The organism is Hymenobacter siberiensis, assembly GCF_018967845.1.
GTDB lineage: Bacteria > Bacteroidota > Bacteroidia > Cytophagales > Hymenobacteraceae > Hymenobacter > Hymenobacter siberiensis.
This window is the reverse complement of the sequence record NZ_JAHLZZ010000001.1, coordinates 1123539-1141933: the sequence shown is the minus strand read 5'-3', so window position 1 is coordinate 1141933 and position 18395 is coordinate 1123539. Positions and strand designations below refer to the sequence as shown.

The following is an 18395-nucleotide window of genomic DNA, read 5'->3' as shown; positions in this document are numbered from 1 at the left end:
AAATCCCCTCAATTTTGCTTGTATATGGCTGTTTCTAATCTGCGTTGCTTAGTGGTTGATGACGACCCGCTCTCAGTTCAGGTAGTGCTCAATTGCATCAACAACACGCCATTTCTGACGGCCACCGGCAGCTTCACCAACCCCATCGAAGCCGCCGAAGCCCTGCGTACCGCCCCCGTCGACCTGCTCTTCCTCGACGTGGAAATGCCGCTGCTTTCCGGCATCGAGCTCCTGGGCATGCTCCAGCACCCGCCGCTGGTCGTGCTCATCACCAGCAGCAAAGACTACGCGGTGCAGGCTTTTGAGCACGCCGTGGTCGACTACCTGGTGAAGCCCGTGAGCTACGCCCGCTTCCTGCAAGCCTCCCAAAAAGCCCTGGAAATGGCCGAGCGCCGCGCTACCAACACTCCCGATGCCATCGAGGTGCCCGACGCCGACGCCGATTTCACCTTCGTGAAAGTCGACAACAAGCTCGTGCGCGTGGGCTTCGACGAAGTACGCTACGTGGAAGCCCTCGGCGACTACGTGCACATCGTCATGGGCCAGAGCAAGCTCATCGTGTACAGCACCATGAAGGCCGTGGAAGAGAAGTTTCCCAGCAACCGCTTCGTGCGCGTACACCGCTCATTCATTGTCAATTTCAACCGCATTCAGGCCCTTGAGGACAACTCGGTCATTGTGGAAGCCAAGCACATTCCCGTGGGCCAGACCTACCTGCGCGAGGTCATGCAGCGCCTGAACAAATTCTAGCCACCGCGCTTTCCCCCTGTCTACTTCTCTGATATGCGCTTTTCATTAGCCGTTATTTCCGCCAAAGCCTCACTGCTGGCCGCCCTGCTCATGTTGGTGGGCTTTGCCGCCCAGGCCCAGCAGGCCGGCGATACCACCAGCATAAGTTGCGGCCCGCCGCTGCCCCGCATGCTGTGCGTAGACCTCGACGGCCGCCCATCAATCGACGAGCCCGCCGGCCCCTTCACCTACCAATGGCACATGGGCGATGGTACCACCCTCACCGGCCCCACGGTGAGCTACTGCTACAAGGAGCGCAAGAACTACGTGGTCGAGCTCGACGTCATCGTGGACAAAACCGGCGAAATCCGACGTGGCCAGAAGTACATCCCCGTCAACCTCGTGCAGCAGAATATCATCGATTTCACTACCACCACCACCCGCGTGCGCGTGGGCCAGCCCGTGTCCTTCGATTCGCCCGAGGCCCAGCTCATCACCTGCCGCAACGTGCAATATGTCTGGGATTTTCGCGATGGCACCATTATGCAGGGCCGCACGGCGCAGCACAGCTTCCGCCGCCCCGGCACGTACTCGGTGCGCTTCAGCATGCGCGGCTACGGCTCGCAGGACTGCGTGGCCAGCCACTGCGTTTCGCGCGAAATCGTAGTTGAGCCCTAAGCTGAGGGGCAGATACAACTCCCTGGCGGTGCTGATACCGTGTTATACTCGTCCCGAAGTAGAGTGCGGGGTCGTACCCTACTTCGTTTTTCGCAATCCACTTCGTGACGAGTATAACTAATAGAACGTCATCCTGAGCGGAGCGAAGGATGACAAGCGCTTAGAAGCTGTATTCTGAATCAATGCTGCCGCTCGTGCTACGGCGCTTCGTTTGGTACCGGCGGGCCTTCGCGCAGCAAGTCCAGCACCAGCTCCCACAAATGCTCATACGGGATGATTTCGACCTCGGCAAAGGCCTCCCCGGGTGGCTGCGTGTCGCGCAGCTGCTGGAGCAGGGCTTTGCCGCGCTCGGCAATGCGGTCGGCATCGAAATTCTTTTCCACGATAATCGGCAGCAGACGCAGAAACAGGCGGCTCCGCAGCGTATTGGCTTCGTACAAATGGCGCTGCTGGTACTTGCGCAGGCGTTCCAGGCGTTGCATCACGGCTTCCAGGTTGCGCTCGCGCAGGAAGTGCAGCAGCTGGAGCACCAGAATGGCCACGTTGTGGCCTCGCTTGTCGCGGCTGTATTCGGGCAGCATCAGCACCCATTGGGCCAGCTGCCGCTGGCGGGCCGTGTTATTGCGAGCGGGCGGCACCACAAAATCGACGTACGACCGATATAAGTCCCACCGCTGCAAGGCCGTATCCCGCTGAATGGAATAGGCCGGGTTCTTGGCGATAATGCCCATCAGCTGCTGCGCTCGCTCGTATTGCTGGGCGTGCAAAGCCAGCAACACGTAGTGCTCCTGAAAATAAAACCAGTTGCTGGACGACGGGTGAAAATCCCGGTTGTACTCCTCGGCCAGCCGCAGGCCCTGCACCGACTGCCGGCTGCGCAGGTAGGCATACACGCTCACAAAGTGGTTGAAGCGAATATCAAAGCGCCGGTCGTTCAGCTTGCCCGCCCGCAGCCGCCGCGAGGCCAGCGCCGTCACCCGAATCATCTCCTGATAGTTGCCTTGCAGCTCCTCGTAGGCCAGCCGGGCCCGGTACACAATGTTATAGGTAGTGAAGCTGCGGGCCCGGCGGTGCAGGGCATCGAGCTGGGCAATGCGGTCGGGCAGCACGGCCAGCACGGCCCGGCGGGTTGCCACGGTTCCGCTCAGGGCCAGCTGGGTTTCGGTGTGCAGCTGCTCGGCCTCGTCCTCCCAGACCAATACCTGCTGCGCGCGCTGAAATACCTTAGCTGCTTTCTTATAAAGGATAGTTTGCTGCCGCTCGGCGTGCAGGTTGCGCAGCATGCGGGCGCACATCACCACGTATTGCGTAAACTCGCCGGCTTCGGCCAGCCGCAGGCAGCGCTGCAGCAGCCGTTCCGACAGCTTGTACTCGCGCTCGGCATACAGAATACTCACCTTGTGCAGCAGGTCCAGGCATTCCAGCTCGTAGCGCCGCGACACCAGCAACCGGGGGTCGGAGTGGTCCAGGAAGTACAGCTGGTTGAGCAGCTTGCTGCGCACCCGCGACTGCAGCTTGTGCAGGGCCCGCACATTGGCCAGCGTAGTCTTGCCATATAAGGCTTTCACCATCTGTAATTGGGTGGCTTCCGGCGACTTATTCAGGGATTCCACGAACTGGTTCTCTTTGTTCGCCTGATTGTTCCGCAAATCCAGGATTGGCAGAGAAGACAAACTACGCGATGTCACAATTCGCGCCAAATTCGCAATTTCATTCATAGAAAAGGTGCCTTACAAGCCATAAATCAGACTTTTTATAAAATTTTTCCTCTTAAAACCGATGTCTTAAAAACCAGTATACTTTCCTTTTTTAATACCAACACAACAATCACCTTTGTATTGTGACGCAATGGGGTGTTTTTGAGCGATGATGTCACAATTTGGCTTTTTTTTCCCAAAAGTTCAAATAAAAATTGTGTGACTGCCTGTATCCAATAGCTTTTTCAGAAAAAAACTTTTTTTATTTATTTAATTTATCAATATAATTTTAGTCAGTTCTAGCCCAATATAGTCCTTTTTTAGGCCCCATGGAGGCCACAAATTTGTGTCAATCAATCACCTGACGCACCTTCTAACTCCTCCATATCGTGCTGAACCTCCTCGCCATCGCCCTCTTTCAAGTTGCCAGCTTTTCTTCTGTTGGCGCACAGTCAAACGTTGCCAAACAGGCTTCGACAGCCCCGGCTATTGTGACCTCAATTTTGCCAGGCGGCACGGGCGGCTGGGGCGGCGATGTTGCTCTTGATGGCGGCATCGGCGGCTGGGGCGGTGACATCGCCATGATTAAAGACGGTGGCACGGGCGGCTGGGGCGGCGACATTGCTCTTGATGGCGGCACCGGTGGCTGGGGTGGCGATGTTGCTGTGCTTAAGGACGGCGGCACCGGCGGTTGGGGCGGCAATGTTGCCATTACCAAGGATGGCGGCACGGGCGGCTGGGGTGGTGATATCGTCCTCGACGGCGGCACGGGCGGCTGGGGCGGCGACATCGCCTAAACGGGCGGCACAATTTCATCCTTATATTGCCTATTCACCTTGGTGAAATATGTAATATTCGATGCTCGTTCCAAAGAAAAATCCCTCAGGAGTTCTGCTTTGGCTTATCTTCAGCTCGCTGCTGGCTTGTAGCTGCTCCTCAAAAGGCAGCTCGCATGAAGCCATCCGAATAAGATGGGTCCACGACCCCGAAACCATTAACCCGATGGCCCTCACCAACCAGGCCGCCATTGAGGTAAACAACCTGCTTCATCTCAGCCTGATACAGGCCGAAGTAACAAACCACCAGTACGTGCCAGCTTTGGCCGCCGCATTGCCGGAAGTCCGGCTGGTTGGCGACTCGCTGATGCACATCACTTATGAGCTGCGGCCGGTGGCCGCGTGGGACGACGGCCGCCCCATACTGGGGAGCGACGTAGCTTTCACCGTCAAGCTCATGTTTTGCCCGGGCCTGCCCAATGAAGTAGTCAGGAACCAATACCACTTTATTAAAGCGGTAATTACGGACTCGGCCACCCCGCGCCGGTTCACCATTGTGTGCCGGGGGCAGACTCCGGAATACGTAAAGGCCACCGGTGATTTTTATATCCTGCCGGCCGCCACGCTGGACCCCGCCGGCCGCCTCAGCCGCTTCACCCTGGCCGAGCTGCAACACCGCGCGCCAACTGCCCCCGCCGATACGGCCCTGCAAGCCCTGGCCCGCCAATACCAGCAAGGCTATGCCGGCCACTCGCCGGGGCAACTGCCCGGCTGCGGGCCATACGAGCTGGTGAGCTGGGAAAAAGACCGTTTCCTGTATTTGCGGCGCAAGTCCCACTGGTGGGCCGACCAGCTGCACCCCACGCCCCTGATGCTCCGGGCCAAGCCACAGCAGCTGGAATACGTCATTATTCCGGATGTGGCCACGGCCATTCTCGCCCTGCGACGCGGCGAGCTGGATGTATTTCCGCAAATGCCGGCCCGCGAGTTTGAGCGCCTGCGCACCGCCCCGGCCACGCGGGCAGCACTGCAGTTTTACACCACGGACTCCTACAATGTGGTGACGGCGGGCTTCAATACCAGCCACCCGGCCCTGGCCGATGCCGCTACCCGCCGGGCCCTGAGCCGATGCTTTGATGCCGGCCGCCTGATGAAAGCCACCCAGCTGGGGGCCGGCCAGCGCACCGTGGGCTTCATCAGTCCCTCCGACACGGCGAACTACAATCGTGCGCTGTCCCTCATCCCCTTCGACCCCATTCAGGCAGCGGCCTTATTGCGCCAGAGCGGCTGGCGGCGGGCGGCCGCGCCCACGGCCGGCTGGTTCCGGCCGGGCCCCGGTGGCACGCGCCAGCAGCTGCGCCTAACCATGCGCTACCGCGCCGGCGACCCCTTGCTTACCACCATCGCGCTGCAGTTTCAGGCAGCTACGGCCCCGCTCGATATCCCGGTTTCGCTGCTGCCCACCGAAGCGGGGTCTTTTTCGGAGGCCCTGCGCGTCGGCGATTTCGACATGTATGCCCAGGTGCTGAAAGGCAATCCGTTTATGTTCAACTTCACGTCTTTTTTGCATTCGCAGGGCATTGGGGTGGGCAATTTCACGCGGTTCAGCACCCCGGCCAGCAACCACCTCATCGAAGCCATTGCCACCGCCAGCAGCAACGCCTCCCGGCAACGGCTTCTGCGCCAGTTCCAAGCCCTGATGCAGCAGGAGATGCCGATAGTGCCGCTGTTTTTCCTCCCCAGCCGCACGGTGGCCGATAAACGCCTGAGCGGGCTGAACGTGGGCAGCCTCAAGCCGGGCTACCTGGCCACTACCATCGTGCGCACGGCCCGGGCTACTCCTGCTCCGTAGTGCATGGCCGGCTTTATTTTCTGGCGACTAGCCCGCACTTTCCTGGCAATCTGGGCATTGGCATCGGGCGTATTCCTGCTGAGCCGCCACGACCTCGACACGGCCCTGCGCCTGTCGCTGCCCGATGCCACCAGCCAAGCGGGCTCAGGCGCGGCCCTGCTACCCGAGCGCCAGCAGGCTGCTCAGCAGGCCCTGCGCCGGCGATTTGGCCTCGATTTACCCGTTTTTTACGTGAGCCGCGGGCCGGCTTCGCCCGCCGGGGTGCGGCCCTGGCATTGGCATGGCGGCCGCAACCAGTACCACCAGTGGCTGCGGGGGCTGGCGCACGGCGATTGGGGCACCTCGTTTCGGACGGGCCAGGGCGTGGCCGGCCGCCTGCGCCACGCCCTGGCTTTCACGCTGCCGCTCACGGGCACGGCGGCCTTGCTCGCGGTGCTGAGCGCGCTGGCCCTGGCGCAGCGCCTAGCCACGGCCCCATGGTGGCAGCGCCCCCTGCGGGCGGTGCTGGTGGCCGTGCACGGGCTGCCGCTGTTCGTAGTGGCCTTGGTGCTGCTGCTGGTATTTGCCAATCCCGATGTGCTGGACTGGCTGCCCACGTATGGCCTCGGCAGCCCCAATGAACTGAACACGAGCACCACCCAGCAGCTGACCGATGGTTTCCTGCATTTAATTCTGCCCGTATCAGCGCTGGTTATTACGGCCGTGCCCGAGCTCACGCTTCAGCTCACCGCAGCCCTGCAGCAGGAGCTGGGCACCGCCTACGCCACCACGGCCCGCGCCAAAGGCTTGTCGGCAGCGGCCGTGGTGCGGCACCATGCCCTGCGCAATGCCTTGCTCCCCACCCTGGCCCAAATCGCCGAGTTCCTGCCCGCCCTGGTGGCTGGGGCTGTGGTGGTAGAGGTCGTGTTTGCCCTGCCGGGTATGGGCCGCCTGCTGGCGGAGGCCTCCGCCGCCCGCGACTATCCCGTGCTGATTGGCGGCGTGCTGCTCACCGGTGCAGTTCGCCTGCTGGCCCTGCTCCTCGCCGACTTGTGTTATTTATGGGCCGACCCCCGCATCCGTTGGCAGTCCTGACCGCCTTCCGCTTCACCTGGTGGCAGCGGCTGGCATTGGGCTGGTTGGTTTTGCTGGTGCTGGTGGCGGCAGCAGCGCCCCTGCTGCCCCTGCCCTACCCGCCGGGCCTGCCCGATTTGGCCAACATGGCCGTGCCACCATTCAGCGCCGCCCGGCACTGGCTGGGCACCGACCCTCAGGGGCGCGATGTGCTGAGCATTCTGGTATATGGTGCCCGCACGGCCGTGCTGCTCACGCTGCCGGCCGCCCTGCTGGCGGCACTGGTGGGGGGCCTGGCCGGGGCCGCCGCCGGCTTTTGGGAAAATTCTGCCCGGGTGCCCCTGACCTACTGGCTGGTGGGCACGGGCGGCACGTGGTGGGTTTTGCAGCTACCGTTGCCCACGCTCGGGTTGGGGCTGATGCTTATCGGCGCACTGTTGGCGTGGCTGGCGCGCTTACAAAACCGCCCGCTCCCTACCTGGCCACTCCCGGTCGATGCCCTGGTGGTAGGCACAGCCACGGCCCTCGACACCATCCCGCGCCTGATTGTGGTGGTGGCCGTGGTGGCGAGTATCGGGCTTTCGGCCCCCGGCCTGCTGGCGGTAATGGTTCTGACCGCGTGGCCGCCAATGGCCCGTTTGGTGCGGGCCCAAATGCTGCGCGTGCGCCAGCTGCCGTTTATAGAAGCAGCACGGGCGGCCGGCCTCCCGGAACGGCAGATATGGTTTCGGCACGCGCTGCCCCATGCCCTGCACCCGCTCCGCACCGCCTTGCCGCTGAGCGTTGCGGGGCTGCTGGGCCTGGAAAGCACCCTGTCGTTTCTGGGTATTGGCCTGCCCCCGGAGGTAGCCAGCTGGGGCCGGCTGCTCGCCACCGTGCGCGATGAGCCCAGTGCCTGGTGGGCCCTGCTTTTCCCATCTTTATTGCTCACCCTGAGCATATTGAGCTTAAATACCTTAAGCCGGATATCCACATCAAGGGCTTAATTCCCGGCGTATAAAAAGGGGCGGTCATTTAATAATTAAGCAGAACGAGGATATTAATCCGATGTCACAATTGGTTCTTTTTTCAGAGAGCTAAGGGCCTTTTACATCGAGCACCGATTACGACTATTCATCTGAAAATCATTTGTTTGACGAAAATACATTTTATATACGTTTCGTTTAATATGATTTTATCCACTATAAATTATCAGAAGCCACCACATTATCCGAATTTTTCAATGTCACAATTAATAGCACAATGTCCTTTTATGGGAATAAGAGCCGCCGTAACATTGTATTGATTTTAACCTAAGCCCTCGCTGCTTTCCCCAGGTAGCGCATCTTTATCTACCGACGTCTTATCTATATTCTTATGTACCTACTCATATACCCGTCATTGAGCACTCCTCGCCGGCCAAAAGCCCCGAAAGAAACCGCTCGCCCAACCTCAACGGGCCTCGATTTCGTCACTCCCGACGGAATGGCAGTACCCCGAGCTTTGGGCGAAGCTGCTTTGCTGGGCCGCACGGCCGTTTTGGTAGGAGGGCTTCTTGTTGGGGTATGGCCACAGGCGTAGCCTGTGCTTCCACTGCTGTTCTACCTTTCCTGTTTCTCGATTTCCAGCCCTCAACTACCCTTCCCGAATCTGGTATAATATGCTACCCATAATCCAGTATCTACCGCTCACCGGCTACCCCAGTTGAGCTTCAACCCGCCGTCTACCCCGGCGGGTTTTTTTTGTCCGGTGTGCGGCAAACAATGCCCCGCCCGATGCCAGGTGCTGCTAGCTGGCGGCCGTTTCGTTTTGGGCGCTAACCAGGGCAATGCCTTCGGCGAAGGTGTGGGGGCGGTAGCCGAGGTCGTGCCGGGCTTTGGCGATGAGGAAGCCGGTACGGGCCGGCCGCCGGGCGGGCTGCGTGAAGGTGCTGGCGTCTACTCGTTCAATCAGGCCCGCATCGAGGCCGAAATGCGCGGCTACGCGCAGGGCCATGGCGTGGGGCGTGAGCATTTCTTCGCCGCTGATGTGGTAGATGCCCTGGGCAGTCTGCCGAGCCAGCAGCCAGCAGCCCTGGGCCAGGTCTTCGGCCAGGGTGGGCGTGCGCCACTGGTCGGCCACTACTTTGATGGGTTTGCCGGCGCGCAGGGAGTCGCGCACCCAGATTACCAGGTTGGTACGACCATAATCGTGCGCCACACCATATACCAGTACGGTGCGGGCAATGGCCCAGGGGCCCAGGCTGGCCTGCACGGCCTGCTCGGCGGCCAGCTTGCTTTCGCCGTAGAAATTGACCGGCCCCGGAACGGCATCTTCGGCCAGGGGGCCGGCTTCGCCACTGAAAATAAAATCGGTGCTGAGGTGCGTGAGGTGAATTTGCTGCCGGGCGCAGGCCTGCACCAGGTGCTCCACGGCCGTGACGTTGTGCTGCCAGCAGGCTTCGCGGTTGAGCTCGCACTCGTCCACGTTGGTCATGGCGGCGGTGTGGATGAGGTGGGTGGGCTGCTCCCGGGCCAGCACCTGTTGCACCTGAGCGGCATCGCTCACATCCAATTCTATGAAACGAACGTCCGGGTATAAGCCGGCCAACTTGTTGGGGCCCCGCGATGTGGCGACGAGGGCTACGTCGGGCTGCTGCCGCAGTAAGGCCACGAGCTTCTGCCCGAGCAGGCCGTTGGAGCCCGTGAGAAGGATTTTCATGCGGTACGCCATTGCAATCAGTTATTACCTAATACCCTCACCTATGCTGATAATCAGCACGATACCTCAGTGCTTTACGGATAGGTATAGCCGTATTCTTTCGTGATTTTCTTACGTCGCATCTTCTCCACTTTCATGGTCATTTTGGCGTCGGCCAGGGGGTGGTCGCGGCCATCTTTGGGGAGCTTTGCAATTTTATCAATTACGCTGAGACCCTGAATTACCTGGCCGAAAACGGTGTACTGGCCATCGAGAAAATGGACACCGTCGTGGTTCTCAACCAAGTAAAATTGCGTGATGCTGCTGGGCGTACCGGCCGGGCCACCCATGCGGGCCGCAGCCAGGGAACCGTAGTTGTGCTTGTGGCCAGGCGCGAGCTCGGCGGGAACAGTGCCTTCGTTGGGCTGGCCCAGGCCGTCGTTGCTGGGGTCGGCATCTTTGGAATTGGCATCGCCGCCCTGAATCATGAAGCCGTCGATAACGCGGTGAAAGCTGGTGCCGTTGTAAAATCCGCTCTTGGCTTTCTTCAGAAAATTGGCTTTGTGCAGAGGCGTGTCATCGAACAAAACCAGGCGAATAGTCCCCTGAGCCGTGGTGATGGTTACGACTTCATCCTTGTTTTTATGCCTGGCGGGCTTGGCCGGCTTGTCAGCCGCGAAGGAGGGAGAAGTCAGCCACAACAGGGCCAGAAACAGCGTACTAGCCCAGGAGAAAAGAAAGGATTTCATAAAATAAAAATCAGAAATACGGGGTTAATGCCCCAAAACTACGTGGATTTGCAGGCCCCGACCAAGCGCCCGGGCCGCACCAAACAGCCCCTAGCCGCGGTGTTCGCGGATGCTGGCCAGAATTTCGCGCCCCCCGCGCCCCAGCACGGCATCGGCCACCGAGGTGCCCAGCGCCAGGGCTTCAGCGGTAGTTTCGACGGTCTGGATTTCCTCCACGTACTCCTCGCCGCCGAGGCTGATGAGGCCGCCATGCAGCCGCAGCCGGTCGCCGTCGAGCGTGGCCAGGGCGAAGGACGGGATGCTGCACCCGCCTTCCATGGTGTGCAGAAAGGCGCGCTCGGCCAGCAGGCAGGCATGGGTGGCGGCGTGGTCGAGGGCAGCTTTTAGGCGGGCTTTCAGGGCTTCGTCCAGGTCGGCGGCGCACTCGATGGCGATGCTGCCCTGGCCGGTGGCGGGCACAAACTGGTGGGCGGGCAGCGTGTGGCGCACCAGGTGCTCGTAGCCCATGCGGTGCACGCCGGCGTAGGCCAGCACCAGGGCATCAAACTGGCCTTCTTCGAGCTTGCGCAGGCGGGTTTGGAGGTTGCCCCGGGCTTCGGCGGTGGTGACATTGGGGTAGAAGCGGCGCAGCTGGGCCTTGCGGCGGGTGCTGCTGGTACCCAGCACAATGCCCGGCTTGTCGAGGGAAAAGTTCTCGTCGAAGCTGAGCACCACGTCATTCACTTTTTCGCGCTCCAGGAAGGCCAGCAGCTCCAGCTCGCGCGGGATGCTGCTTTGCACGTCTTTGGCCGAGTGCACGGCGAGGTGGGTTTCGTGGCGCAGAAGGCTGGCCTCCAGTTCTTCGGTGAATACGCCTTTGGAGCCGATTTTGGCCAGGCTGCGGTCCTGCACGGCATCGCCGGTGGTTTGCATGGGCACGATTTCGGTTTCGAAACCGGCTTTTTGCAGCAGTTGGGCAACGTGCTCGGTCTGCCAGAGGGCGAGGCGGCTGGCGCGGGTGGCGAGGCGGATGGTCATGGTTTGTTTGGGGTCGTTAGCACGTCATGCTGAGGGCAGCCGAAGCATGACGTGCTGTTTTCAATTTGCTCAAACTCTTAAAAAGCCGCCCAGCCGCAGCGAGCTATCCACAAACACCATTTTGGCGTTGGCGTTGCGCTCGATGTGGTAGTGGGCATCGGTCAGCTCTCTGGTTAATAAATCGGCGTTGCGGGGCGTCACAAATTTGGCGAAGCCGGTCACAAATTGCTGCTCACCGGTGGCCAGGTGGGGCACGAATTTTGGGTCAATGCCGAACAGCAGCACTTTGCGCACCAGCCCCAGCGAATAGCTAAGCAGCTCCTTCTGGTTTTCGCGGCCCAGCTTCTGAAATTCCTCGCTCTTCTTCAGAATTTCGCCAGCCTTGTTGCCGTAGCTGAAGCACAGGCGCATCCAGCCGCTAAAAAACTCGAAGTAGTCGTGGTCAGCGTTGGCGTCGCGGCTGGCGATGGCCGCGCCCAGGCTGCCTTCGGCCAGCTGGGCGACCTGGCGGGCTTTCACTTCGGGCACCTGGTAGTGCTCGTGCAGGAAATCGGTGATGTCATCCTCCGAAAACGGGCGCACCACCACCGGCTGCACCCGGCTGATGATGGTGGGCATGAGCTGCTCGGGCGCATGGCTCACCAGCAGGAAAATGGTAGCGGGCGGCGGCTCCTCCAGCAATTTCAGCACGGCGTTGGCGGCGGCGGGGTGCATGAGTTCGGGCAGCCAGAGAATTACTATTTTGAAGCGGGCCTCGAACGCTTTCAGGCTCACCAGCTTCAAAATCTGCACGGCCTCGTCCTTGCTGATGTTGCCCTGCTTGTTTTCGGCCCCGATGTGCTGCATCCAGTCGTTGAGGCCCTGGTAGGGATTGTCGAGCACGAATGCTCGCCACTCGCCCATGAACTTACTGCTCACCGCGTCCTTGGCCACCGACTTAGTGGTGGTCACGGGCACGATGAAGTTCAAATCAGGGTGGGCGAGCTTGGCCGTTTTGGTGCAGGCCGGGCAGTGGCCGCAACTGTCGTCGGCGTCGGGGGCACGGGCTTCGCAGTTCAGGAACTGGGCGTAGGCGAGGGCTAGGGCCAGCGCCGCGCCGCCCTCCTGCCCCCGGAAAAGCTGGGCGTGCGCCACGTGCTGCCGCGCCACGGATTGGCGCAGTAGGGCTTTAACGGCGGACTGGTTGGGAATATCAGCGAAGGTCATCTGAACCGCGGATTTATCGGATTGGTCGGATTTTGTGGCCGATTGTACTTCTGGTTGGCGAGGTTTGAAGAAAGCTTTTATACGTTTGGGCGCAAGGGGCGTGGGGCTTTGATGAATCGTTTGAAGCGAAGACTGCGTTCGCCAAAGTTGATGAGCAGACCGACTTCCAATTGATAGGCTTCGAGGTAGTTGATGATTTGGGCGTGGTGCGTTGGCGTGATTTCGTGCAGCGCTTTTAACTCAACCAGCACTGCAACCAGAAAGTCGACCCGGCGCGAGCCTACGTCCACGCCCTTATAAAAAAGAGGCATCTCTACTTCCCGACCGAAAACCAACCCGGCCTTTTCCATCTCAACTGCCAAGCTGCGCTGGTAGATAACCTCTTGGAATCCGCTTCCCAATGTTTTATGTACTTCCATCGCACAACCGATAACCAACCCAGTTATCGCCTGATATTTATTCTGAAGGAGCATGGCAGAAAAGAGAAATGCACGGCAACTGACTGTAGGAACTACCGCTTCGCCCACAAAATCCGACGAATCCGACGAATCCGATAAATCCGCGGTTCAGACATCGTTTCGGTCGGCTTTGGTGTCTTCAAACACCTTAGCCATAATTCCCTGCTCCACTGCATCATACGGCAGGCCACGTCGGGCCATCACCCGCTCAGCCACTTCGTTCACCTTCGGCAGCTTGAAGGTTTCGAAGCCCGCCGCGCCGCCCCAGCTGAAGCTCGGGATGAAGGTGCGCGGGAAGCCGGCCCCGAAAATATTGGCCCCCACGCCCACCACCGTGCCGGTGTTGAACATGGTGTTGATGCCACACTTGCTGTGGTCACCCATCATCAGGCCGCAGAAGGTCTGGCCGGTATCCACGAAGCGCTTGGCGGCGTGGCTCCAGATTTTGACGGGCGCGTAGTTGTTCTTGAGGTTCGAGGTATTGGTGTCAGCCCCAAGGTTGCACCACTCGCCGATGACGGAGTTGCCGAGGTAGCCGTCGTGGCCCTTATTGGAGTAGCCCATCAGGATGCTGTTGCCCACTTCGCCGCCCACTTTCGAGAACGGGCCCACGGTATTGTCGCCGCGCATTTTAGCGCCGGCGTTGATATGCGAGCCCTCGCACAGCGCCAGCGGGCCTTTGATGATGGCCCCCTCGTGCACCTGCGAGTTCTTACCCAGGTAAATCGGGCCGTCCTCGGCATTAAGAATCGCGGCGCGAATCTTCACACCTTCTTCAATGAAGATATTTTCGGCGCCATACACAATGGTATGCGCGTCGTTCACGGGCTGCGAGGTGCGGCCCTTGGTGAGGAGCGCGAAGTCGCGGCGGATTTCCACGCCGTTGCGCAGAAACAGCTGCCACGGCCGGTCAATCACCGTCACGGGCTCAGCTACCTGCCGGGTTTCGGGGATGCCGTCCTGAATGAGTTCGGCCACCAGCGAGGCATCGGCAACGTGCGCGGCCACCAGCAGCTCGTCGCAATACAGGGCCTGGCCGGGCTGCAGGGCCTGCACCTGCTTGGTCAGCAGGTCGTCGGGGCACACCGCGCCGTTGATGATAAGAGCCGGGCCGCTCACCTCGCCGGCCGGATACTTGGCCTGTAGGTAAGGCTGCGTGAGGTAGCCCACGGCATCAACCCCCAGCCGGTGCTGCCACTTTTCGGCCAGCGTGAGAATGCCGCAACGCAGCGCCGCCACGGGCCGCGTGAAGGTGAAGGGCAGCAGGTGCGGCCGAATGGCCGGGTCGTCGAAGAGGAGAACGTGCATTTTTCTTAAGCTATTAACTAATAGCCGTTAGCTGTTAGCTTCTTTTGAAATAGACCCAAATTTACGGCAGGCGACTTGGCAAAGGGCCAATAAAAAACTCCTTTCGGTATTCCCGAAAGGAGTTTTTAAAAAGCTAACAGCTATCAGCCATTGGCTAAAAGCTAAAAAGCAGCTATTCTTTATTGGCGCTGGCCTGCTCTTTCTTGGCGTAGCGGCTGCGGAATTTCTCCACGCGTCCGGCCGTATCAATGAACATGTTTTTGCCGGTGTAGAAGGGGTGCGAAGCGGAGCTAACTTCGATTTTCACCAGCGGGTACGTTTTGCCGTCTTCCATTACAATGGTGTCGGTCGGCTTCATCGTCGAGCGCGTGATGAACTTGAAATCGGAAGAAGAGTCCTGAAATACTACTTCCTGATACTCGGGGTGCGTGTCTTTTTTCATATCGAGGGCCTATTTTACCAGTTGAACCCGGCCGATTTTGCGGAAGGGACTGCAAAAGTACGGCTTAGCTCGGAAATACCCAACTCTGCGTCCAATATTTTCGCCGCAACGGCCCTCGCCACCCCGTGCGGCTGAGCTTGTTGGCTTTCTGAAAAGGTTGTACATTTGAATTCGACCTACACTCGGGGCCGGCCCGTTGCGTGTGCTGAAATCTGTACTCGTTCGCCATCTGTTGCGCCGTTCCGGCCCCGTAGCCCTGCTACTGGTACTGTGGAGCGTGGCGGTGGTGTATGCGGCCACGCTCACGGTGTTCACGGCGGCCTATTCCGGCGCCATGGTGCAGGTCGACTGGGAGGTGAACACAGAAACCGATGTCACCGGCTTCGAGCTGGCCCGCAAGGGAGCCACCGAAACCAGCTACACCGTAGTGAATACCACCGCCGTTACCGGCATGCGCCACTACCAGTACCTCGATGCCAACGTGTACCGCACCACCGGCGGCACCACGCCCGCGCCTTCGGCCGGCAATGGCCCCTATACTTATCGCCTCACCGTGCGCGGCCCCGGGGCCGACCAGAGCTACCTCACCGGGCTGGCCGGCACGCCCAGCGCCGTGCAGCGCTCCTGGGGCACTATCAAGTCGATGTTCCGGTAGGGGGAAACATCAGGCGCGTTTCATTTTACAGAACGTCATGCAGAGCGCAGCGAAGCATCTTGCCCGCCGCCAGTAATCCAATTGACAGGATTTACTATTGCGGTAAAGATGCTTCGCTGCGCTCTGCATAACGTTCTTTTGTGGCCTCATCAACAATCCCGCCTTATCCATGCGCCTCTGCTTCGCTTCCAACAATGCCCACAAGCTCGATGAAATCCGCCCGCTGCTGCCGGCCAGCCTGGAGCTGCTGAGCCTGGCCGACATCGGCTGCCACGAAGAACTGCCCGAAACCCAGGACACCCTGGAAGGCAACGCCCGCCAGAAAGCCGAATACGTGCGCCAGCACTACGGCATGGCCTGCTTCGCCGACGATACCGGGCTGGAAGTAATTGCCCTGGGCGGCGCGCCGGGCGTGTACTCGGCCCGCTATGCCGGCCCCCAGCGCCTGGCCGAAGACAACGTGGCCAAGCTCCTGCAGGAGCTGGCCGGCCAGCCCGACCGCTCGGCCCGCTTCCGCACGGTGGTGGCGCTGGCCGGGGCCGATGGCACGATGCACGAGTTCGCGGGCGAAGTAGCCGGCCGTATTACGGAAGACCAGCGGGGCACCGGCGGCTTCGGCTACGACCCCGTGTTTGCGCCCATCGAGGGCGACGGCCGCACGTTTGCCGAAATGAGCGGGGCTGAGAAGAACCGCATCAGCCACCGGGCGCGGGCCGTGGCCGGGCTGGTGGCGTTTTTGAATGAGGCGTAGGAACAATAGAGCCGAACGTCATGCTTCGCTGCGCGCTGCATGACGTTCGGCTTATCCCTCCTCCCCTACCCCATATTCTCCATCTCAACTGCTACCTTTGCCAGCTATGCAGACCCCCTACTTAATTGGCATTACCGGCGGCAGCGCTTCTGGCAAAACTACCTTCCTGCGCCGGCTGCTGGAAGCATTCCCGGAGGAACAGATTTGCCTCATCTCGCAGGACAATTATTACCACCCGCGCGAAAAACAGCTGCGCGACGACATGGGGGTTGAAAATTTCGACCTGCCGGCCAGCATCGATGCCACTGCTTACGCGGCCGATGTGCTCAGCATCAGCCAGGGCCACGAGGTGCGTCGCAAGGAGTATACCTTCAATAACGCCTCCGTGACGCCGCAGGAGCTGGTGTTCCGGCCCGCCCCCATTGTGGTAGTAGAGGGCATTTTTGTGTTTCACTTCGAGGAAATCGCCAAGCTCCTCAACCTGAAAGTGTACATCGATGCCCAGGAGCATGTGAAGCTGCACCGCCGCATCATCCGCGACCGCGACGAGCGGGGCTACGACCTGGCCGACGTGCTCTACCGCTACACGCACCACGTAGCGCCCACCTACGAACAGTTTATCGCGCCCTACAAGCATTACGCCGATATCGTTATTCCCAACAACCGCCACTTCGAGCGCGGCCTGGAGGTGCTGGTGGGCTTCCTGCGCACCAAGGTGAACGCCTGATAATAAGGTCTTTAGCAACGGACAGACTGCCGTAGAAGGCTATTGCTACGCAATACAGCTGGCTAAGCCGGCCAGCGCTTTTTGCGGCTTTCAGGTAATTAGCAGTTAAAATGGATTATATTGGACCAAAATCGAAACACAATCATTCCTGAAGGCGCACCGGTCGGGGTTGGCTCAAGGGTAGAATGTTCCGTATAATTCTCTTTTACACGCTATTCTTGCAACGATGAAGGGTTCTTTTCAACTAGTGGTGCTGGCGGTGGCGGGATTGGTGGGGCTGACCAGCTGTGACAAAAATGGCCAGTCCGGCGTGCTGCAACACCCGGCAGGAAACAAGGCTTTGCGCGTACCCGTGACGCCCGACAAGGAATACGACCAGGCCTTTGACGCATCGACCAGTAAGCTGAGCGACACCACCTATCTCATCATTACCAAGGCCGAGCGCGGCAGCATGTTTGCCGTGCACACCGGCCCGCTGCCCACCGCCGACCATGCCGTGTGCTTTGCCAGCACGTACAACCCCGGCTTCCGGGAGTGCGTGTCGGAGTATTACCAGAACGCGGGCGGTGTGGCTATTCAAAACAACGAAGCCGGCTGGTGGGCTACCCCATTGTGAGTTAAGAGTTGAGCGTTGAGAGTTAGGAACTGACATAAACACACTTCCTGACAACTCTTAACTCTTAACTTCTAACTCTTAACTCCCCCAATGTATAGCAAAGCAGAAATCACCCGATTGCGCCAGGCCTTCTGGACGGCGTTTGGGCAGTACATGGCCCCAGTGCCTTCGGCCGAAGGCGACACGACCAACTGGATAAACTACAAGACGGGCGTTAAGAACGTGTATTTTCGGATGCAGGCTGATAAGGCGCGGGCCAGCATCGCCATCGAGCTCACGCACCCCGACGCGGGCATCCGCGAGCTGTTCTGGGAGCAGTTTCTGGAGTTGAAGACCCTATTGCACGAAACCCTGGGCGAAACCTGGACCTGGGCCCCCGATACCACCGATGCCCATGGCCAGCCGCTGAGTCGCATCTATTACGACCTGCCCGGCGTGAACCTGTTCAACCGCGACGACTGGCCGGCGCTGATTTCGTTCTTTAAGCCCCGGCTTATGGCGCTGGACACATTTTGGGCCGACGCGCAGTATTCGTTTGATGCGCTGAAGTAGCGGGCTTTACGGCCCGGCTGGCGGGCTACATAATCATTTGCGCCCGTTCGCGTCAAATTGGTATCTTTGCAGACCCCGTTTGCCGCCATGTCCCAACTGATTGCTCGTTTTTGGTTTTCGCTCCGCTTCGCATGGCTTGCTGCCACGGTGCTGCTGGTGCTGGGCCTGAACCAGCGGGCCGTGAGCGTGCTGCGCCTGCCCCAGGGCACGGACCAAAACCACCTCGCCGCCCCGCCCAAGGCCACGGTGGTGAAGCAGAAGGTGCAGTTTGAAGCTACGGCTTCGCTCAAGCATTTCGTGGCCCCGCTGGCCGATGCCTGGCTCCCGCTGCCCACCATGGCCACTACCTGGCTGCCGGCCCTGCGCCGCGCTCTGGCCGTGCCGCGCCCCCGGGCGGGCGTACGGGCCGGCGAGATTTTCCGGGCGCGGCTGCTGGCCGTGGCCCTGTCCCCGCAGGCACCCTAATGAAGT

At 60.1% G+C, this 18395-nt stretch carries 20 protein-coding genes; 12 read left to right on the top strand and 8 right to left on the bottom strand.

Annotated elements, in window-relative coordinates:
* Positions 1-24 precede the first annotated feature (24 nt).
* A complete protein-coding gene (locus KQ661_RS04915) occupies positions 25-750 on the top strand; it encodes a LytR/AlgR family response regulator transcription factor (RefSeq protein WP_216685816.1) in 726 nt (241 codons plus the stop codon).
* Between the two features lie 33 nt (positions 751-783).
* The gene (locus KQ661_RS04910) at positions 784-1407 is read left to right on the top strand and encodes a PKD domain-containing protein (protein WP_216685815.1); all 624 of its coding nucleotides are present in this window, start codon (positions 784-786) and stop codon (positions 1405-1407) included.
* A gap of 197 nt (positions 1408-1604) precedes the next feature.
* Here the strand turns inward: KQ661_RS04910 and KQ661_RS04905 are convergent, their stop codons facing one another.
* Positions 1605-3080, bottom strand: a complete 1476-nt coding sequence (locus KQ661_RS04905; protein ID WP_216685814.1) for a hypothetical protein — start codon at positions 3078-3080, stop codon at positions 1605-1607.
* Positions 3081-3493: 413 nt separating this feature from the next.
* On the opposite strand from KQ661_RS04905, the gene KQ661_RS04900 reads away from it, so the two are divergent.
* The 4 genes from KQ661_RS04900 (at position 3494) to KQ661_RS04885 (ending at position 7771) form a co-directional block, all read left to right on the top strand.
* Positions 3494-3901: a hypothetical protein gene (locus KQ661_RS04900; RefSeq protein ID WP_216685813.1), complete on the top strand. Its 408-nt coding sequence runs from the start codon at positions 3494-3496 to the stop codon at positions 3899-3901.
* Positions 3902-4106: 205 nt separating this feature from the next.
* Positions 4107-5732 (top strand): ABC transporter substrate-binding protein, encoded by a 1626-nt coding sequence (locus tag KQ661_RS04895; RefSeq protein WP_216685812.1) that lies wholly within the window; start codon positions 4107-4109, stop codon positions 5730-5732.
* 3 nt (positions 5733-5735) lie between these two features.
* Complete coding sequence (locus KQ661_RS04890) at positions 5736-6806, top strand: ABC transporter permease (RefSeq protein ID WP_216685811.1); 1071 nt, start codon at positions 5736-5738, stop codon at positions 6804-6806.
* Positions 6773-7771 carry an ABC transporter permease gene (locus tag KQ661_RS04885; RefSeq protein ID WP_216685810.1) on the top strand — a complete coding sequence of 333 codons (999 nt, stop codon included), beginning with the start codon at positions 6773-6775 and terminating at the stop codon, positions 7769-7771. Before KQ661_RS04890 ends, KQ661_RS04885 begins: the two co-directional genes overlap by 34 nt.
* A gap of 781 nt (positions 7772-8552) precedes the next feature.
* Here KQ661_RS04885 and KQ661_RS04880 read toward each other — a convergent pair.
* The 7 genes from KQ661_RS04880 to KQ661_RS04850 form a co-directional block, all read right to left on the bottom strand.
* Positions 8553-9464: an SDR family oxidoreductase gene (locus tag KQ661_RS04880; RefSeq protein WP_216685809.1), complete on the bottom strand. Its 912-nt coding sequence runs from the start codon at positions 9462-9464 to the stop codon at positions 8553-8555.
* A gap of 74 nt (positions 9465-9538) precedes the next feature.
* Positions 9539-10192: a peptidylprolyl isomerase gene (locus tag KQ661_RS04875; protein ID WP_216685808.1), complete on the bottom strand. Its 654-nt coding sequence runs from the start codon at positions 10190-10192 to the stop codon at positions 9539-9541.
* 90 nt (positions 10193-10282) lie between these two features.
* Positions 10283-11209, bottom strand: coding sequence for a hydroxymethylbilane synthase (gene hemC / locus KQ661_RS04870; RefSeq protein ID WP_216685807.1), 927 nt, complete (start codon positions 11207-11209; stop codon positions 10283-10285).
* 69 nt (positions 11210-11278) lie between these two features.
* On the bottom strand, positions 11279-12415 hold the full coding sequence (locus tag KQ661_RS04865) for a DNA polymerase III subunit (RefSeq protein ID WP_216679609.1): 1137 nt from the start codon (positions 12413-12415) through the stop codon (positions 11279-11281).
* 77 nt (positions 12416-12492) lie between these two features.
* Positions 12493-12888, bottom strand: a complete 396-nt coding sequence (locus KQ661_RS04860; protein ID WP_216685806.1) for a GxxExxY protein — start codon at positions 12886-12888, stop codon at positions 12493-12495.
* 93 nt (positions 12889-12981) lie between these two features.
* Positions 12982-14181: a GlmU family protein gene (locus tag KQ661_RS04855; protein WP_216685805.1), complete on the bottom strand. Its 1200-nt coding sequence runs from the start codon at positions 14179-14181 to the stop codon at positions 12982-12984.
* A gap of 172 nt (positions 14182-14353) precedes the next feature.
* Positions 14354-14623, bottom strand: a complete 270-nt coding sequence (locus tag KQ661_RS04850) for a type B 50S ribosomal protein L31 (protein WP_168672421.1) — start codon at positions 14621-14623, stop codon at positions 14354-14356.
* A 202-nt stretch (positions 14624-14825) separates the two neighbouring features.
* Between KQ661_RS04850 and KQ661_RS04845 the strand changes: the two genes are divergently transcribed.
* From KQ661_RS04845 to KQ661_RS04820, 6 genes are all read left to right on the top strand, one after another.
* Complete coding sequence (locus KQ661_RS04845) at positions 14826-15278, top strand: hypothetical protein (RefSeq protein WP_216685804.1); 453 nt, start codon at positions 14826-14828, stop codon at positions 15276-15278.
* Positions 15279-15447: 169 nt separating this feature from the next.
* A complete protein-coding gene (rdgB, locus tag KQ661_RS04840; RefSeq protein WP_216679606.1) occupies positions 15448-16029 on the top strand; it encodes an RdgB/HAM1 family non-canonical purine NTP pyrophosphatase in 582 nt (193 codons plus the stop codon).
* 106 nt (positions 16030-16135) lie between these two features.
* Entirely contained in the window at positions 16136-16756 is a 621-nt protein-coding gene (locus tag KQ661_RS04835) for a uridine kinase family protein (RefSeq protein WP_216679605.1), read from the top strand.
* A gap of 226 nt (positions 16757-16982) precedes the next feature.
* Positions 16983-17372, top strand: coding sequence for a hypothetical protein (locus tag KQ661_RS04830; protein ID WP_216679604.1), 390 nt, complete (start codon positions 16983-16985; stop codon positions 17370-17372).
* Positions 17373-17462: 90 nt separating this feature from the next.
* Complete coding sequence (locus KQ661_RS04825; protein ID WP_216679603.1) at positions 17463-17924, top strand: DUF4268 domain-containing protein; 462 nt, start codon at positions 17463-17465, stop codon at positions 17922-17924.
* 87 nt (positions 17925-18011) lie between these two features.
* Positions 18012-18389 carry a hypothetical protein gene (locus KQ661_RS04820; RefSeq protein ID WP_216679602.1) on the top strand — a complete coding sequence of 126 codons (378 nt, stop codon included), beginning with the start codon at positions 18012-18014 and terminating at the stop codon, positions 18387-18389.
* Positions 18390-18395 lie beyond the last annotated feature (6 nt).